General features: G+C 73.9%; 11 protein-coding genes. 5 read left to right on the top strand and 6 right to left on the bottom strand.

Going from position 1 to position 16,089, the window contains the following annotated elements; genetic code table 11:
* Positions 1-95: 95 nt before the first annotated feature.
* Together ACFPZN_RS41615 and ACFPZN_RS41610 are read right to left on the bottom strand one after the other, a co-directional pair.
* On the bottom strand, positions 96-2,258 hold the full coding sequence (locus ACFPZN_RS41615) for an ATP-binding protein (protein ID WP_378288103.1): 2,163 nt from the start codon (positions 2,256-2,258) through the stop codon (positions 96-98).
* 198 nt (positions 2,259-2,456) lie between these two features.
* Positions 2,457-5,684 carry an AfsR/SARP family transcriptional regulator gene (locus ACFPZN_RS41610; protein ID WP_378288102.1) on the bottom strand — a complete coding sequence of 1,076 codons (3,228 nt, stop codon included), beginning with the start codon at positions 5,682-5,684 and terminating at the stop codon, positions 2,457-2,459.
* A 179-nt stretch (positions 5,685-5,863) separates the two neighbouring features.
* Between ACFPZN_RS41610 and ACFPZN_RS41605 the strand changes: the two genes are divergently transcribed.
* Positions 5,864-6,427: an NADPH-dependent FMN reductase gene (locus ACFPZN_RS41605; RefSeq protein WP_378288101.1), complete on the top strand. Its 564-nt coding sequence runs from the start codon at positions 5,864-5,866 to the stop codon at positions 6,425-6,427.
* Positions 6,428-6,441: 14 nt separating this feature from the next.
* Positions 6,442-7,011 (top strand): dihydrofolate reductase family protein, encoded by a 570-nt coding sequence (locus ACFPZN_RS41600; protein WP_378288100.1) that lies wholly within the window; start codon positions 6,442-6,444, stop codon positions 7,009-7,011.
* A gap of 79 nt (positions 7,012-7,090) precedes the next feature.
* On the opposite strand, the gene ACFPZN_RS41595 is transcribed toward ACFPZN_RS41600, so the two are convergent.
* Both ACFPZN_RS41595 and ACFPZN_RS41590 read right to left on the bottom strand, forming a co-directional pair.
* The gene (locus ACFPZN_RS41595) at positions 7,091-9,694 is read right to left on the bottom strand and encodes a caspase, EACC1-associated type (protein ID WP_378288099.1); all 2,604 of its coding nucleotides are present in this window, start codon (positions 9,692-9,694) and stop codon (positions 7,091-7,093) included.
* Complete coding sequence (locus tag ACFPZN_RS41590; RefSeq protein WP_378288098.1) at positions 9,691-10,116, bottom strand: effector-associated constant component EACC1; 426 nt, start codon at positions 10,114-10,116, stop codon at positions 9,691-9,693. Before ACFPZN_RS41590 ends, ACFPZN_RS41595 begins: the two co-directional genes overlap by 4 nt.
* Before the next feature lie 220 nt (positions 10,117-10,336).
* Here ACFPZN_RS41590 and ACFPZN_RS41585 point away from each other — a divergent pair, with 220 nt between their 5' ends.
* Together ACFPZN_RS41585 and ACFPZN_RS41580 are read left to right on the top strand one after the other, a co-directional pair.
* Complete coding sequence (locus tag ACFPZN_RS41585; RefSeq protein ID WP_378288097.1) at positions 10,337-10,690, top strand: YciI family protein; 354 nt, start codon at positions 10,337-10,339, stop codon at positions 10,688-10,690.
* Between the two features lie 99 nt (positions 10,691-10,789).
* The gene (locus tag ACFPZN_RS41580; protein WP_378288096.1) at positions 10,790-12,073 is read left to right on the top strand and encodes an RNA polymerase sigma factor; all 1,284 of its coding nucleotides are present in this window, start codon (positions 10,790-10,792) and stop codon (positions 12,071-12,073) included.
* A gap of 57 nt (positions 12,074-12,130) precedes the next feature.
* Here ACFPZN_RS41580 and ACFPZN_RS41575 read toward each other — a convergent pair whose 3' ends face one another.
* Positions 12,131-13,405, bottom strand: a complete 1,275-nt coding sequence (locus ACFPZN_RS41575) for a lipase family protein (protein WP_378288095.1) — start codon at positions 13,403-13,405, stop codon at positions 12,131-12,133.
* Between the two features lie 276 nt (positions 13,406-13,681).
* On the opposite strand from ACFPZN_RS41575, the gene ACFPZN_RS41570 reads away from it, so the two are divergent.
* The gene (locus ACFPZN_RS41570; RefSeq protein WP_378288094.1) at positions 13,682-14,641 is read left to right on the top strand and encodes a threonine/serine dehydratase; all 960 of its coding nucleotides are present in this window, start codon (positions 13,682-13,684) and stop codon (positions 14,639-14,641) included.
* 13 nt (positions 14,642-14,654) lie between these two features.
* On the opposite strand, the gene ACFPZN_RS41565 is transcribed toward ACFPZN_RS41570, so the two are convergent.
* Positions 14,655-16,007, bottom strand: coding sequence for a serine hydrolase domain-containing protein (locus tag ACFPZN_RS41565; RefSeq protein ID WP_378288093.1), 1,353 nt, complete (start codon positions 16,005-16,007; stop codon positions 14,655-14,657).
* Between the last annotated feature and the right edge of the window lie 82 nt (positions 16,008-16,089).

Here is a 16,089-nt window from a genome sequence, read left to right as displayed (position 1 = left end):
TGGTGACATTCTGAGGGGGCGACCCCTCAGACTCCCCGGCAAGAGCGGACTGACCGTCACCCTCCACTCCGCCGGCGCTCCGTTCCGGGTGCCGGTCAGTCGTCGCCGAGGCCGGTCAGGGCCCGGTCGAGCGCCTCGGTCGGTGCGCCCGCACCGGCCAGGATCCGGCGGGCGTCCTCGTAGTGCCGCCGCGCCTCGGTGACGCGGCCGCCGCCCGCGGCCAGGTCGCCGAGGACGTGCAGCGCGTCGGCCTCGCCCAGCGCCGATCCGAGCGACCGCATCGCCTCCAGCGCGCGGGTGGCGAGATCGGCCGCAGGCGACGGCGTGCCGGGGCCGCCGGGCCCGCGGAGGGCGTGCGCCCGGCCGAGCAGCAGCAGGACCATGGCCTGGTTGTAGGCGTTGTCCCCGGTGCCGTCGTCGAGCAGGCGGCCCGCCTCGGTCAGCACCTCCACGGCCCCGTCCGGACGGCCGTCCCGGATCAGCACCGTGCCGAGGTCGCAGAGGGTGAGGGCGGTCCGCCGGTCGTCACCGGCCGCGCGGTACTCCCCAAGCGCGGCGTCGAAGTGCGCGGCGGCGGCGGTGAGGTCGTCCCGGTCGAGTTCGAGGAGGCCCAGGCGCCGCCGCGTACCGGCCACCCGGGAGCGGTCGCCGAGGGCGTCCCACAGGGCGAGCGCGTCCCGGAAGTCGGCGGCGGCCTCGTCCAGGCGGCCGAGCCCGCGCAGCGCCAGACCGGTGCGGTTCAGCATCTTGGCCTCGGCGAACCCGCCACCCGCTGCGCGGGCGGCGGCGAGACCGAGCCGGTCGAACTCCAGGCGCTCGGCGTGCCGGCCCCGGTGCAGGAACAGCGGCCACACCGCGTCCACCAGCAGGAAGGCCCGCTGGTGGAGGCCGGACTCCTGCGCCCGGCGCGCCACCGCCCGCAGCGTGCCGAACTCCCCGTCGAGCCAGTCCAGGGCGTCGGCGGCGTCGGCGAACACGGGCGGGCCGGGCGGCGCGTCCGGCGGGTCGGGCAGGTTCCGGTACGGCGCGCACGCCCGGCTCGCCGCCAGCGCCGCCGCGACCGTCCACTCCACCAGCCGCCCGACCGCCTCCGCGCGCCGCTCGGGCGGGTCGTGCCCTTCGACGGTCTCCAGGGCGTGCAGGCGGGCCAGCTCGTGCAGCCGGTACCGGCCGCCGGGCAGGTCGTCCAGGAGGCTGGCGGCGGCGAGCACGCCCAGGCCGTCCCGGACCTCCGGCAGCGGCTCCCCGGCCAGTGCCGCGGCGGCCCGCGCGTCGAACGCGGCCCCCGGGAACAGCCCGAGGGCACGGTAGAGGCGCCGCGCCGGGTCGGGCAGCGCGCGGTACGACAGCTCCAAGGCGGCCCGGATGGTCACATCGTCCTCCGCGTCCGGGACCGACAGCACCGCCAGCCGCCGCTTCTCGTCGGCGAGGTCGCGCACCAGGTCGGCCATCGACCAGGCGGGACGGGTGGCCAGCCGGGCGGCGGCCACGCTCAGCGCCAGCGGGGACCGCGCGCACAACTCGACCAGCGCGCCCGCCATCTCGCGCTCGCGCCCGACCCGTTCGGCGCCGAGCGTGGCGCCGAGGAGTTCCAGGGCCGAGTCCGCCGCCAGCGGGCCGAGCTGGACGGCGCGGGCTCCCCGCATCACCAGGCCGCCCAGCCGCCACCGGCTGGTCACGACGGCGGCCGGGCCGGGCGGGCCGCCTTCCCCGTCGCCGGGCGCGCCCGGCAGCAGCGGGGCGACCTGGGCGGCGGAGTACGCGTCGTCCAGCACGATCAGCAGCCGGCGGCCCGCGGTCAGCGAGCGGAACAGCGCGGCCCGCTCGGCCAGGTCCACCGGGACGCGGTCGCCCGCGATACCGAGTGCGCGGACGAACCCGCCCAGGATCTCGGCCGGGGAGGCCGGCCCGGCGGCCGAGTGCCCCTGCAGATCGGCGTACAGCTGGCCGTCGGGGTAGTCGCCGAGCCGCCCGTTGGCCCAGTGCAGGGCGAGCGCCGTCTTGCCGATCCCGGCGGGGCCGCTGATCACGACCGCGCGGGAGCCGGACGGCATCCGCTCCAACACCGACAGCGCCTCGTCCCGGTTGACGAGTCGTCCGGCGGCGGGAAGCTGCCGCGGAATCGGCAGCGGCTTCGCGCCGTCGTGGACGTGGAAGCCGCCGTGCACGTCGCGTACCTGGACGACCGGCCCGGCGACGTCGCCGCGCAGTTCGTTCGACTGCCCGGGGCCACCGCCACCACCGGTTCTTCTGTTCATCTACACCCTTGTCCGGAACGACGGGAAGAGCGGGGAGCCCCGACATCGTCGTCGAACACGGAGAAATTAAATGGCCTTTCCGCCCTTCTTTTACCTTTACATCGAAAGAAAGATCTCGTCAAGGTCAACTTTTACGAAATACCAGACACCGAATTATCAATACGGCGAACCTTGACTGTTCCGGCGCCCGCGGGGGGGTCAGAGGTGCAGGGAGTGGGCCTGGGCCAGACAGTCGGTGGGGGTCAGGGCTGCGCCTTGGGCCATTTCCGTGTCCAGGGCCTCGGGCTGGAGGGCCTCGTTGAGCCTTGTCTCCGTACGGGCGATGTCCCCGCGCTCGGACGGCCCGGGGGTCATCCCGGTCGTGCGGCGGATGGCCGTGGCCGCCCCGAGGAAGCGGGCCGCGGTCTGGGGGTGCCCGCCTCGGCTCAGCGTGCTCGCCATGCCCTCCAGAGAGAACGCCATGTCGCGCGGGCCGTCGATCTGCAGCGCGACCGACAGTGCCTCGCGGTGCATTTCCAGGGCCCTCACCAGGTCGTCGCGCAACTCGGCCGTGTAGCCCAGGCCGACGTAGATCAGCGGCAGGAAGGGAGGCGGATGCTCGCCCTCGTCCAGCGGGAGGGCTTTCAGCAGGGCGGTCAGACGGATCTCGGCGTCGTCGGCGTCGCCCTGCTGGCGGGCCACCATGCCCAAGACGAGGTCGGCGAAGACCGTGGCGGGCTGGCTCGCCATGGCGTGGGCCTGCTCGCACAGCGTGCGGGCCCGCTCGTACTCGCCGCGCTGCAACGCGATCCAGCCCAGGAACGCGCGGCTGAGCGCCACGTCCTGCCACAGGTGGAGCTCCTCGGCCATGCGCAGCGCCTCGCTCTGCAGCACGTCCGCCCGCGCGTACTCACCGGTCAGCTCGGCGTGCGCCGCCAGCCACCCCGCGGCCTGGAGCTGCCCCCACCGGTCGCCGAGCCGGGCGAACAGCCGGGTCGCGCGCTCGCCCTCCCGTTCCAGGGCCGCGGGCTCGCCGCGCGCGTGCGCGAACCTGGACCGCAGGATCAGCGCGGCGGCCTCCCCCCACTGGTCGCCCTGCTCGTTGAACGCGGCGAGGGCCTCCTCCAGGAGCTTCTCCCCGGACGCCAGGTCGTCGACCTCGCTGCCGGCGAAGGCGAGGAACCACTGGGCGCGGGCGCGCTCGCGCGGCGGGCACTGGTCCAGGCCCGCCAGCGCCTCCCTGCGGCGGGCGGGCCACCGCGCGTCGTCGCCTCCGTGCAGCAGCGCGAGCCCGGCCCGCCACGCGACCGCCCTGGCCCGGTCCGCGGGGGCGCCGCCGTCCGCGGCGAGCGCGGCGTCCAGGGAGCGCAGCGCCTCCGACAGCCGCCCGCGCAGGAACCAGTACCAGGTCAGCGCGTTGGCCAGGCGGAGCGCGTCCGGGCCGTCCAGCGCCATGCGGAGGTTGGCCGCCTCGGTGTCCAGGACGTGCAGCCAGCGGTCCTGGTCGCGGCCGAACAGACGCGGCTCGGCGCCCGCGGCCAGCTCCGCGTAGTAGCGGCGGTGCCGCATCAGCACCTCGTCATGCTCGCCCGCCTCGTGCAGCCGCTCCGCGCAATACGCGGCGACCGACTCCAGCAGCCGGTAGCGGGGCCCGTCGGCACGGTCGGCCACCACGACCAGCGAGCGGTCGACCAGCCGCGCCAGCAGGTCCAGCACGTCGAAGACCGGGATGTCGTCGCCCGCGCACACCGCCTCGGCCGCCTCCAGCGAGCAGCCGTCGGCGTGCACGGCCAGGCGGCGCAGCACCGCCCGCTCGGGCTCCGGCAGCAGTTCCCAGCTCCACTCGATCATCGCGGTCAGGGTGCGCTGGCGCTGCGGGGCGCCGCGGTGCCCGGTGGCCAGCAGGCGGAACCGGTCGTCCAGCCGCGCCACCAGCCCGTGCACGCCCAGCGCCCGCACCCGCGTCGCGGCCAGCTCCAGCGCCAGCGGGATGCCGTCCAGGCGACGGCACAGCACCGCGACCGCGACCGCGCTGTCCTCGTCCAGGCGGAACCCGCGCGCCGCCGCCGACGCCCGCTCCACGAACAGCCGGACGGCACTGGAACGCGCCAGCTCCTCCACGTCGACGGCGGGTTCGGAGTCAGGGTCGGCAGTGTGCTTCGCGGGAGCGTCGGGAACGTCCAGCGGTGGGACGTTCCACACCACCTCCCCGGCCAGCCCGAGCGGCTCCCGGCTGGTCGCCAGCACGCGCAGCCCCGGCACCGCGTCCAGCAGCCGCCGCGCCAGATCGGCCACCTGCTCCACCACGTGCTCGCAGTTGTCCAGGACGAGCAGCAGGTCGAGCGGTTTGAGCGCGTCCGCGAGCCGTTCCGCGGGCGCGGCCCCGCCGGGGGGCGCGGACTCGCGGATGTCCAGGACGCGCAGGATGCCGTCGGTCAGCTCCGCGGCGCCCGCGGACCGCTCGAAGGCCGCCAGCTCCACCATCCACACGCCGTCGCCGAAGCCGTCCACGCCCCGCGCCGCCTCGACCGCCAGCCGGGTCTTGCCCACACCGCCCGGCCCGGTCAGCGTCACCAGGCGGTCCGAGCCGAGCCGCGCCCGGATCTCCGCGACCGCCCCGTCCCGTCCGATCAGGTCGGACGGCGGCGCCTGCAGGTTCGTGCGGGACGGACGGCTCGCGGCCCCGGCGGGCGGGGCGTCCAGTTCGGGGGCCTGCGTCAGGATCGAACGGTGCAGCGCGGCCAGCTCCGCGCCCGGATCCAAGCCCAGCTCGTCGGACAGATGCGCGCGCAGCGCCTCGTAGCTCTCCAGCGCCTCGCTCTGCCGCCCCGACCTGTACAGGGCCAGCATGTGCGCGGCGCGCAGCCGCTCCCGCAGCGGATGCGCGGCGAGGAGATCACCCAGCTCACCCGCCAGCACCCCGTGCTCGCCCAGCTCCAGCCGCAACTCGGCGTGATCCTCCAGCGTGGTCAGCCGCAGCTCCTCCAGCCGGGCGATCGCGGCCTGGGTGAACGGCTCGTCGGCGAAGTCGGCCAGGACCGCCCCCCGCCACAGCCCCAGCGCCTCCGCCAGCAGCCCCGACCGGGCGGACGGGGCCGCGGTCTCCCGCGCCCGCGCCGCCAGCGCCTGGAACCGGTGCGCGTCCAGCCGGTCCGGGACGATGTCCAGCAGGTAGCCGGCCGGGCGGGTCGCCACCAGTACCCGCGCCCCCGGCTCGGCGTCCTCCAGGATCCGGCGCAGCTGCGAGACCTTGGCCGACAGCGCGGCCGGCGGGTTCCCGGGCGGATCCTCGCCCCACAGATCGTCGATCAGCCGGTCGGCGGGCACCGGACGTCCCTCGTGCAGCAGCAGATCCGCCAGCAGGGCGCGCACCTTCAGGCCCGGCACCGGGACGGACGCCCCGTCGTCGGTCCACACGGCCAGCGGCCCCAGCACCCCGAAAAGCATGGGTCGCACGATAGTGGCAGGTAGGAGAGGGGAGAAGCACCTTGGAGAAGCCGCCCGTCAAGCGGCCCGAAACGACCGCGAACCCACCGTAAAGATCCCGTAAGCCCCCTTCGGCACAGTGGAACCCATCGAGCCGGACCGGACGACACGCGACGGAGGCGGGCGCGGAGATGCTCAGAATGGCGATCATCATCGGCAGCACCCGCAACGGCCGCTTCGGCCCGACCGTGGCCGACTGGTTCGCCGCCCACGCCCGCAAGCGCGCGGACGTGGCGGTGGACCTGGTCGACCTGGCCGAGACCCGGCTGCCCGAGACGCTCACCGACCACGACGAGCCGCCGCCCGAACCGGTGCGCGCCCTCGCCCCCAGGCTGGCCGCCGCCGACGCGTTCGTCGTGGTCGCCCCCGAGTACAACCAGAGCTTCCCCGCACCGCTCAAGACCGCGCTCGACTGGTACTACGACGAGTGGAAGGCCAAGCCGGTCGCGCTCGTCACCTACGGCCGCGAGTCCGGCGGCCGGAACGCCGCCGCGCAGCTCCGGCAGATCTTCGCCGAACTGCACGCGGTCACCATCCGGGACGGCATCTCCCTCCCCTGCTACTGGGAGGACTTCGCACCCGACGGGTCCTGGCCCAAGCCGTCCGCCGAGTGCAACACCGCCGTCACGACCACGCTCGACCAGCTCTCCTGGTGGGCCGAGGCCCTCCGCGAGGCACGCACCAGGCATCCGTACACCACCTGACACAGGAGAAGACCATGCGCAAGATCATCAACTCGACCTACATCTCCCTCGACGGCGTCATCGAGGACCCGCACCTGTGGACCATGGACTACTTCGACGAGGACGCCCAGCGGTACGCCCACGACCTGCTCTTCTCCTGCGACGCGCTCATCGCCGGCCGCGAGACCTACGTCGCCTTCGCCGAGACCTGGCCGCACATGGAGGAGCAGACCGGCGACTTCGGCGTCCGCATGAACACGATCCCCAAGTACGCGGTCTCCACCACCCTGGAGAAGGGCGAGTGGAACAACACCACCATCATCAAGGACAACGTCGCCGAGGAGGTCCGCCGCCTGAAGGAGCAGCCCGGGCAGAACATCCTCCAGTACGGCTTCGGCTCGGTGTCCCGCCTCCTGGTCGAGAACGGCCTGCTGGACGAGCTTCGGCTGTGGATCCACCCGGTCATCGTCGGCACCGGCAACACCGCCGACCTGCTCACCACCGACGGCTTCGGTGCCACGTTCGAGCTCGCCGACACCACCACGTTCGGCTCCGGCGTCATCGTCGCGACCTACCGTCCCGCCCCCAAGAAGGAAGACGCCTGATAGCGTCACCCCGCGGCACCGGCCGGCCCGCGCCCCGCTCGCGGACCCGTCCGGTGCCGCGCCACGTGCGAAGACCGTCTCAGGACGGGTGACCGAGCCGCTTCAACTGCTCCCGGCAGTAGGCGGCGGCATCGGTGACGCCGATCGCGTCGTACCGGTCGGCGGCATCGCGGAACAGCGCGGCGGCCTCCTGGAGGGCGTCCCGCAGGACGGCGGCGCGGCCCAGGCCCGAGAGCGCCTCCGCGGCGCCCAGGCGGTCGCCGATCCGCTCGCACAGCTCCAGCGCGCTCTCATACCGCTCCCTGGCCTCGGCTGCCTCGCCCCGTCCGACGGCCACATGGCCCAGGCCGGAGAGCACGGACGCGCACCCGCGGCGGTCCCTCAAGCCGGTGAACGTGGCGAGGGCCGCCTCGTAGCGGCTCTGGACCCTCGTGTGATCGCGCCGCAGCCGCTTCGCCGTCGCGATGCCCCCGTGCGCGACGGCGACACCCCGCTGATCGCCGTTCTCCCTGTAGACGTGCCGAGCCCGGCGGTAGTGCTCCTCGGCCTCCTCGTAATCGCCGCGCAGTTCGAACACCGCCGCGAGGTCGCAGTGAGCATCCGCCATCAGAATGAAGTCCTCTTCCCTGGACGCTCTGCGTTCCAGGGCCTCGCTGAGGCGGAGGGCCTGTTCCGTACGGTTGTCCAGGCGGAACCAGCGGGCGGTGCGCCGGGCGAGGGCCGCCCCCAGTTCCGCGTCCGGGCCGGACGGGTGCGGTTCGTCCCAGGCCAGGGCGGCGGCCTCAAGCTCAGGCGAGGCGGCGGTCAGCCAGTCCCGGGCCGACAGCGGATCGGGGAACAGGCCCATGTCCGCCTCCGGCTCGTGCGCGGGCTCCACGCCCTGCAGCCAGGCCAGGGCCGCGTTGAGCCGTTCCAGCAGATGCTCCTGGAGGCGGCGCCGCGCCGTCACGGCCCCGCCCGGCGCTTCCCGTTCGGCGGTCTCGCGGGCTACATGGCGGAACACATCGTGCAGGCGGTAGCGCCCATCGACGGCCAGCAGCATGTTCCGCCTGACGAGCGCCGCCAGATGCACGGGCGTCAGTGCCTTCGGACGGTCGAGCATGGCGGCGACGGAGTCCCGGTCGTAGTCCAGGCCGGGATGCCACGCGCACGCGTGCAGCACCGTCCGCAGTTCAACGTCCAGCGCCCGGTACGAGAGGTCGAACGCCGTCCGTACCGACCGCTCTCCCTCGGGGACGAGTTCCAGGGGGCGCCGGAGGTCGCCCATAGCGGCGAGCAGATCGGCCGGGGAGAGGTCGCGCAGCAGGGTGCCCACCGCGTTCAGGGCCAGCGGCCACCGCCCGCAGACCGCGGCGATCTCGGCCAGCTTCCCGTCGCCTCCGCCCCTTCCGCCCAGCCCGCACAGCATGGCCACGGCGTCGTCCTCCGACAGGGCGCCGACCGGGAGCCGGTGCGGCGTCTCCAGCCCGTCGAGCCGGTCGCGGCTGGTCACCAGCGTGAGCCCGGCCGCGCCCGCACCGGGCAGCAGCGGCCGCACCTGCTCCTCGTCCAGCGCGTTGTCCAGCAGAAGCAGCACGCGGCGGCCCGACAGCCAGCCCCGCCACGCCTCCGCCTGCCCGGCGAGCGTGACGGGCACCTCGGCGGGCCGGAACCCGACCCGGTGCAGGAGATCGGTGAGGACCTCCTCGGGCGGACGCGGCTTCTCCCCGGGGCTGAAGCCGTAGAGGTCCAGTTCTAAGCGGCCGTCCGGGAAGTCGTCGGCGATCCGGGCGGCGGCGGCGCGGGCCAGCGCCGTCTTGCCCGCGCCGCCCATGCCGTGCAGCACCCACACCACCGAACCGGCGCGCCCCTGCGGCGGGGAGGTCAGCCGTTCCAGATCCGCCTCCCGCCCGACCAGCGAACGCGGCGGCGCGACCCGGGTGTCGATCACCACGCGCCGCCGAGCGGGGGCGTGCGCCCGGTTGCGCGCCAGGACGATGCGTCCGCCCGCGTTGCGCGCGCCCTGCTGCGGCTCGGGACGGCCCTTCTCGCGCAGCGTCCGCGCCAGCACGCCGTGCACGGTGTCCATGTCCAGGTCCGGGCCGCCGCCGGGGACGCCCTCGCGCAGCAGCCTGATCAGCTCCCCGGTGAACGCGCTGAACTCCTCGCCCGGCGGGCACAGGGACCGGCGGGTCGCCGCCGCCGCGGTCAGCACGCACACCCCGTCGATCACCGTCCTGGCGCCCAGGTCGGCGGACGGCCCCATCTCCCCGTCCAGGGCCCGGCCGCCGTAGCAGCAGTCGAGGATCACGATCGTCTGGCGGACGACCGCGTGGGGCGGGCGGATCGCGCGCCGGACGACCTCGAATCGCAGCCCGTCCTCGGGGAAGCCGGGAACGGTGTCGGCGAGCGCCAGGCACAGCTCGCCGGACTGGTCGAGGAGTCCGTGGCCGGCGAAGTAGACCAGCAGCGTGTCGGTGGCCTCGGCGGCGACGCGGCGGAGCTCCCCGCGGACCGTCGGCACGTCGGCGGACGCAGGGACCCGCACGCAGTGGCCGGGGGGCAGGTCCCAGACCGTCCCGCCGGTGAGCATCTCGCCCAGGGCCGCCACGTTCCGCTCCACCCCCGGCAGATCCTCCAGCGCCTGGTAGGCGTGCACGCCGAGGAGCACTGCACGGGAGCCGGCGGGGTCGGGCAGGCTCATGACGGGGGAACGGGCGCGTCCCCCTCCGCCTGCCTCCCGGGCGGGGCGGTGGAGTCGGGGGACGGGAGCGCCCGCAGGACGCGGGCGATCTCGTCCGGGTCGGCGCCGTCCACCTCCACGGTCACGCCCCCGACCGTCACCCGTACGACCGGCGCGCCGCCGTCGCGGCCGCGGGCGTCGCGGCGGCGGGCGTCCCGCCAGGATGCGGCGGCGACCAGCAGGCTGCCGAGCGCGATCCCGTTCGCCACGAACACGTTGATCGCTTCGAGCGCGCCCATCGTCCCGGGCGGCGATCCGGGCGGGGCCGGCGGGCCGGGCGGGAACGTCACCTCCCGCGCCACCGGATCGCGCAGCAACCACCCGCGCAGCGCCTCGGTGTCGCCGGACCCGGACCCGCCGCCGACGCGGATGACAACGTCCATCGAGCCTCCCGTACCATCGCCCCGTGCCGGCTCTGGCGCCCGGTACGAGGCCCCCCTTCGGGTACGAGACTGCCCGACGGCGGAGGCCGGCGCCCGCGGGACGGAAAAATCCAGAAAGAATGTCGCCCGGGATGTCGATCGGGCCGTCCCTCGTTCGACGCGTCGGTGAAAGGGGAGGCCGGAGAGGGTCTCACCGGCGATCGAGAGCAAGGAGACGACGATGCGGTTCCTGATGATGACGACCGACAGCGGTTCGGAGTTCGACGAGAAGATGGCCGCCGAGATGGGGGCGTTCATCGAGGAGATGAGCCGCTCGGGGGCGCTGCTGGCCACCGGCGGCCTGGACCCGCACCCCACCCGCATCACCGCCTCCGACGGGAAGATCACGGTCACCGACGGCCCGTTCGCCGAGGCCAAGGAGGTCGTGGTCGGGTTCGCGCTGATCGAGACGCGGACCAAGGAGGAGGCGATCGAGCTGTCCAAGCGGTTCTGGTCGATCGCCGGTGACGGCGGGGGCGTGATCCACCAGGTCTTCGGCCCCGGCGACCCCTTCCCCGGCGCGCCCGGCGCCTGACGCCAGGCCCCGCTCCCCGCCGTTCCTCCAGGTCGCACGGGGGACGGCGGGGGGCGTGCGGCTTGCGCGAAGGCCGCGGCGGGTGCTCTCATCGTCGGCGTGACGGGTGGCACGGAGATCCACAGGACGGTCGACGCGGTCTGGCGGCTGGAGTCCGCGCGGATCATCGCGGGGCTGGCGCGGATGGTCCGCGATGTCGGGCTCGCCCAGGAGCTGGCGCAGGACGCGCTGGTCGCCGCGCTGGAACAGTGGCCGGAGTCGGGCGTCCCGGACAACCCGGGCGCCTGGCTGATGGCGATCGCCAAGCGCCGCGCCGTCGACCGGATCCGCCGCGACCAGACCCTGAACCGCAAGCTGGAGGAGCTCGGGCACCGGCTGGAGACCGAGGACTCCGGCGCGGAGCTCGACGCCGTCCTCGACGACTGCATCGAGGACGACCTCCTCCGGCTGGTGTTCACCGCCTGCCATCCGGTGCTGCCGACCCCGTCCCGGGTCGCGCTGACGCTGCGGATGCTGGGCGGGCTGGCCACCGACGAGATCGCGCGGGCGTTCCTGGTCCCGGAGCCGACGGTGGCGCAGCGGATCGTCCGCGCCAAGCGCGCGCTGGCCGAGGCCGGCGTGCCGTTCGAGGTGCCGGCGGCCGAGGAGCGCGCGGGCCGGCTGTCATCGGTCCTGGAGGTCATCTACCTGATCTTCAACGAGGGGTACGCGGCCACCGCGGGCGACGACCTGATCCGCGCCGACCTGTGCCTGGAGGCGCTGCGCCTGGGCCGGCTGCTGGGCGGGCTCGCCCCCGACGAGCCCGAGGTGCACGGCCTGGTCGCGCTGATGGAGATCCAGGCGTCGCGGTCGCGGGCGCGCACCGGGCCGTCCGGCGAGCCCGTCCCGCTCCTCGACCAGAACCGGGCCCTGTGGGACCAGCTGCTCATCCGCCGCGGGTACGCGGCGCTGCTGCGCGCCGAGAAGATCGGCGGGCCGCCCGGCCCGTACGTGCTCCAGGCCGCCATCGCCGCCTGCCACGCGCAGGCGCGCGAGGCCGCCGACACCGACTGGGCGCGGATCTCGGCGCTGTACGAGATCCTCGCCCGCCGCGCGCCGTCCCCCGTGGTGGAACTGAACCGCGCGGTGGCGGTCGGGATGGCGCACGGCCCGGAGAAGGGCCTGGAGATCGTCGACGGGCTGGCCGACGAGGCGGCGCTGAAGAACTACCATCCGCTGCCGAGCGTCCGCGGCGACCTGCTGTTCCGGCTGGGCCGGTACGTGGAGGCGCAGACCGAGTTCGAGCGCGCCGCGTCCCTGACCCGCAACGAGGCCGAACGGACGTTGCTCCTGGACCGCGCGTCGACCGCCGGCCGCAGGACCACACCCCGCAACGAAGCCTGAATACGAGACGCGCGGCCCGGGGATCCCGGGCCGCGCGCCCTCCTCAGCACAGGCGTGTCAGCAGTTGCCCTGCGCGGGCTTGCCCTCGAAACGCTCGCCCAGGAACGTGGTCACGTCACCGGCCGCGAGCCAGTCGGTGGTCAGGTGCTCGGCCGGGTAGGTGTTCTTCCACTGGGTGGTGATCCCCGCCTTGCAGTAGGCCGCCCGGGTGGCGTCCTCGGTCTCGTGCGGGATGATCTCCTCGAAGTAGCCGCGGTACTGGAACACCGGGAACCCGATCTTGTACGTGGCGCCGGAGGACGGGCCGCCGATGTCGACGCCCAGCTTCTGCCGGTCGATGACCTCGCCCCAGGTCACGCCGTTCGGGCCGCGCAGCGCGTAGATCTGCTCCAGGGTCAGCTTGTCCGTGGAGAAGTTCTCGACCTTGGCGCCGAGGAACACGGCGAGCGTCCCGTACAGGCAGTTCTCCCTGACCGCCTTGATGGCCTTCTCGCCCTCCTCGTTCATGAGCTCGGTGAACGGCATCTCCGGGTACGCGGCGTTCAGCCCCACCAGCGCGTCGGCCAGGAACCCGGCGAACAGGCCCCCGTTGAGCGCCTTCGCGGTGATCTTCAGGTCGCCGGGGACGCCGCCCGCTGCCGCGCCGGCCACCTTCAGCTCGGGCGCGTACGAGGCGGCCAGCTGGGCGCCCCACAGCGACGCGGCGCCGCCCTCGGAGTAGCCCGTGATGCCCACCTTGCCGTCGGCCCTGAGACCACCGCCGGGGATCTGACGGGAGGTCCGGACGACGTCCAGCAGCGCGTGCCCCGCGTTCGCGCCCACCATGTACGTGTGCACCTGGCCGTCGAGGTACCCGACCCCGTCGGTGGCGGCCACGGCGAACCCGGCCTTGAGGAGCTCGGCGATGTTCGGCCCCTCATAGTGGTCCACGTACTGGCCCGACATCTGCTTGGACAGCGCGCACTGCGGACCCGATCCCGAGGTGCCCGGGTTGAACGCCACCACCGGACGCGACCCGCCCTTGGTCCACGGCGCCTCGGGCACGGCCACGAAACCCGACACCACGTTCTTCGCGCCCTTGGCGTCGGTCGAGGCGTACCGCACCTTCCACGCCTTCATCGCGATGTTGTGCGGCACGCCCGGCAGTGTCGTGGGACGGCAGGCCAGCAGCTCCCCCGGGCCGCCGGTGACCGCGCCGGGCGCGGCGTAGATCTGCGCGTCGGACGCGGTGCACGCCCACGGTGCCGCCGACGCCGACGGTACGACCGCCACCATCGGGGCCGCCAGGCACGCACCCGCCGCCGCCGTTGTGAGCAGAACCCGTAGTTTCATCACCACTCCAGGGGTGGGACGAGCGGCGGCCGGGGGCGCGCGGGCGCGGGGCCCGGACGCGGCCGGCGACCGCTGGAAGTGAACGCTGATGACTGTCTCCCGGCGCCCCCGAGCAGCGGAATGAAGCGAGCACACACGGTCGCGAAGCGAATTAGCAGGCGTCTCACAACCACCGCGCCCAGCCGAAGGTGAGGACGTCGCAGGGCCTCACGGCGTCTGGTAGGCAGGAGGTGGCCGCCGTTGTGGGCGGGCATCGCGTTCGGAGGGGACACGGCGATGATCGATGTTGCGGACGTCCGGGCCGCGGCCGCTCGGATCCAGGGGCGGGTGCGCAGGACGCCCGTCATGGAGGTCGAACCGGCCGAGTTCGTACCCGAGAGGGCGACCGCGCCCGCGAAGGTGTGGCTCAAGCTGGAGCTGACACAGCACACGGGCTCGTTCAAGGCGCGCGGTGCGTTCAACCGGATTCTGCGGGCGGAAGAGGAGGGACTCCTGCCCGAGGCCGGTGTCATCGCCGCGTCCGGGGGGAACGCGGGTTTGGCCATCGCGTACGCCGCTTCGCAGGTGGGTGCGAAGGCCGAGGTGTACGTGCCGGAGACCGCGCCCCAGGTGAAGGTGGCCAAGCTGCGCGCGCTTGGGGCGACCGTCGTCCAGGTGGGTGTGAAGTACGCCGACGCCCACGAGGCCGCCGTCAAGCGGACCGCCGAGACCGGGGCGCTGTTCTGCCACCCCTACGACCAGCCCGAGATGTGCGCGGGCCAGGGCGTCATCGGCCTGGAGTTGCTGGAGCAGACCGCCGGGGAGGTCGACACGGTCCTGCTGGCGGTGGGCGGCGGCGGGCTCATGGCGGGCGTCGCCGCGGCCCTGGAGGGGAAGGCGACCGTGGTGGGCGTCGAGCCGTCCGCCGCGCCGACGCTGAATGCCGCGCTGCGCGCCGGACGGCCGGTCGACGTCGAGGTCTCCGGCGTCGCCGCGGACTCGCTCGGCGCCACCCGCGCCGGGGAGATCGCGCACGCGGTGGCGACGCGTACCGGCGTGCAGTCCGTGCTCGTCCCCGACGAGGCGATCAGCGAGGCCCGGCGCCGGATCTGGGAGGACTACCGGCTGGTGGTCGAGCACGGCACGGCCGCCGCGGCCGCCGCCCTGCGCGCGGGCGCGTACCGTCCCGAGGCGGACGAACGCGTCGCGGTGCTGCTGTGCGGCGCCAACACCGCCTTGGGCGATCTGGCCGTATGACGCCGCACCTGGCTCAGGGGCGGATGACGAACCGGAGCGGGAGCGGCGGCTTGGCGGACGTGCCGGGGGTCTGCGTGGCCAGCGGGCCCTGACCCCCGCACAGCGCCTGCACGAAGTGCGCCCCCAAGGCGTTGTCGATGGCGTGCGGCATCGGCACGCCCTGCCCGTTCAGCTGCTGGTACTTGGTGAGGTTCAACCCAAGCGCCACCTGCCTGCGCCCGTCCACGCTGGACAGCGCCTGCGTACCGCCGCCGAACACGGCTCCGTCGTGGCCCCAGAACGTGCCGCACGGCAGTTCCAGGGAGTAGAGCCCGAGGCCGTAGTTCATCAGCGTGTTGCCGTTGCCGTCCTGGACGGGGACGGTGCGCTGCATCTCCGTCAGGCCGCCGCGTCCGATGAGCTTGCCGGTGAGCAGGGCGCGGTAGAACGCGTTGAGGTCGTCCATCGTGGAGACGAGCGCGCCCGCCGTACCCGCCCAGCTCATGTTGTAGACGCTGTACTCGCGAAGCGGTTGGGCGTGACCGTACAGCGACTCGTACATGCGCGAGTGCGGCCCGGAGATGGTCGCCCTGTTGGGGAAGTACGTGTGCTTGAGCCCGGCCGGGCGTATGACGTTCCGCTGGATGTAGGTCTCGGCCTTGACGCCGCTGACCTTCTCCAGGAGCTTCCCGAGGATGATGTAGTTGGTGTTGGAGTACGACCATGCCGCCCCAGGGGCGTTGGTCGGCGGCGCCTCCAGTCCCCACGCGATGATCTGCTCGGGACGCACCGTACGGAACCGCGACCTGTCCAGGCTCTCCGGGGACAGGCGGCGCAGTGACGGGAACGCGGACACGACGTAGTCGGCGATACCGCTGGTGTGGTTGAGCAGCATCCGCACGGTGACCTGCTGCCCCCGCTCGCCCGGCACCGTACCGGGCAGGAACTGCGCGACGGGCGCGTCGAGCTGGAGGCGGCCCTGCTCGACCAGTTGCAGCACGGCGGTGGCCGTGAACGTCTTGGTGATGCTGCCGACGCGGTGCTCCATGTCGGGCCGCACGGGACGCCGCGTGCGCACGTCGGCGACCCCCGAGGCGCCGCTCCACGCGTCGTCGTCATGGCGGACGGCCGAGTAGAGGCCGTGCATCCCGGCCTCGTGCGTGGCGTCGAGGGTGACCCGCAGCTTGCCCGCGTCGAACGACACGCCCTGCGGATCGGCGTACGCGCGGCCCAGCGCAACGGCCGGAACAGCGGGCCCAACGGCCGCGCCCGGCGGCGCGGCCTGCGCCGAGGCCGTCGGCGGCACGGCCGCCGTCAGGAACACCGCCACGGACACCGGCACCGTCCCTGCGAACCGTCTCAGCCGCACGAACCGCCTCGTCGCCATTCCCGTCTCTCTCTAGTCAAACGACGTGATGAGAAGAGTCTTCTCGGACATCGCCCACCCTGTCATCCCACGCCAGGAGGAG

Source organism: Actinomadura rugatobispora, from assembly GCF_042656285.1.
Lineage (GTDB): Bacteria > Actinomycetota > Actinomycetes > Streptosporangiales > Streptosporangiaceae > Spirillospora > Spirillospora rugatobispora.
This window is presented reverse-complemented; position numbering and strand designations above follow the sequence as displayed.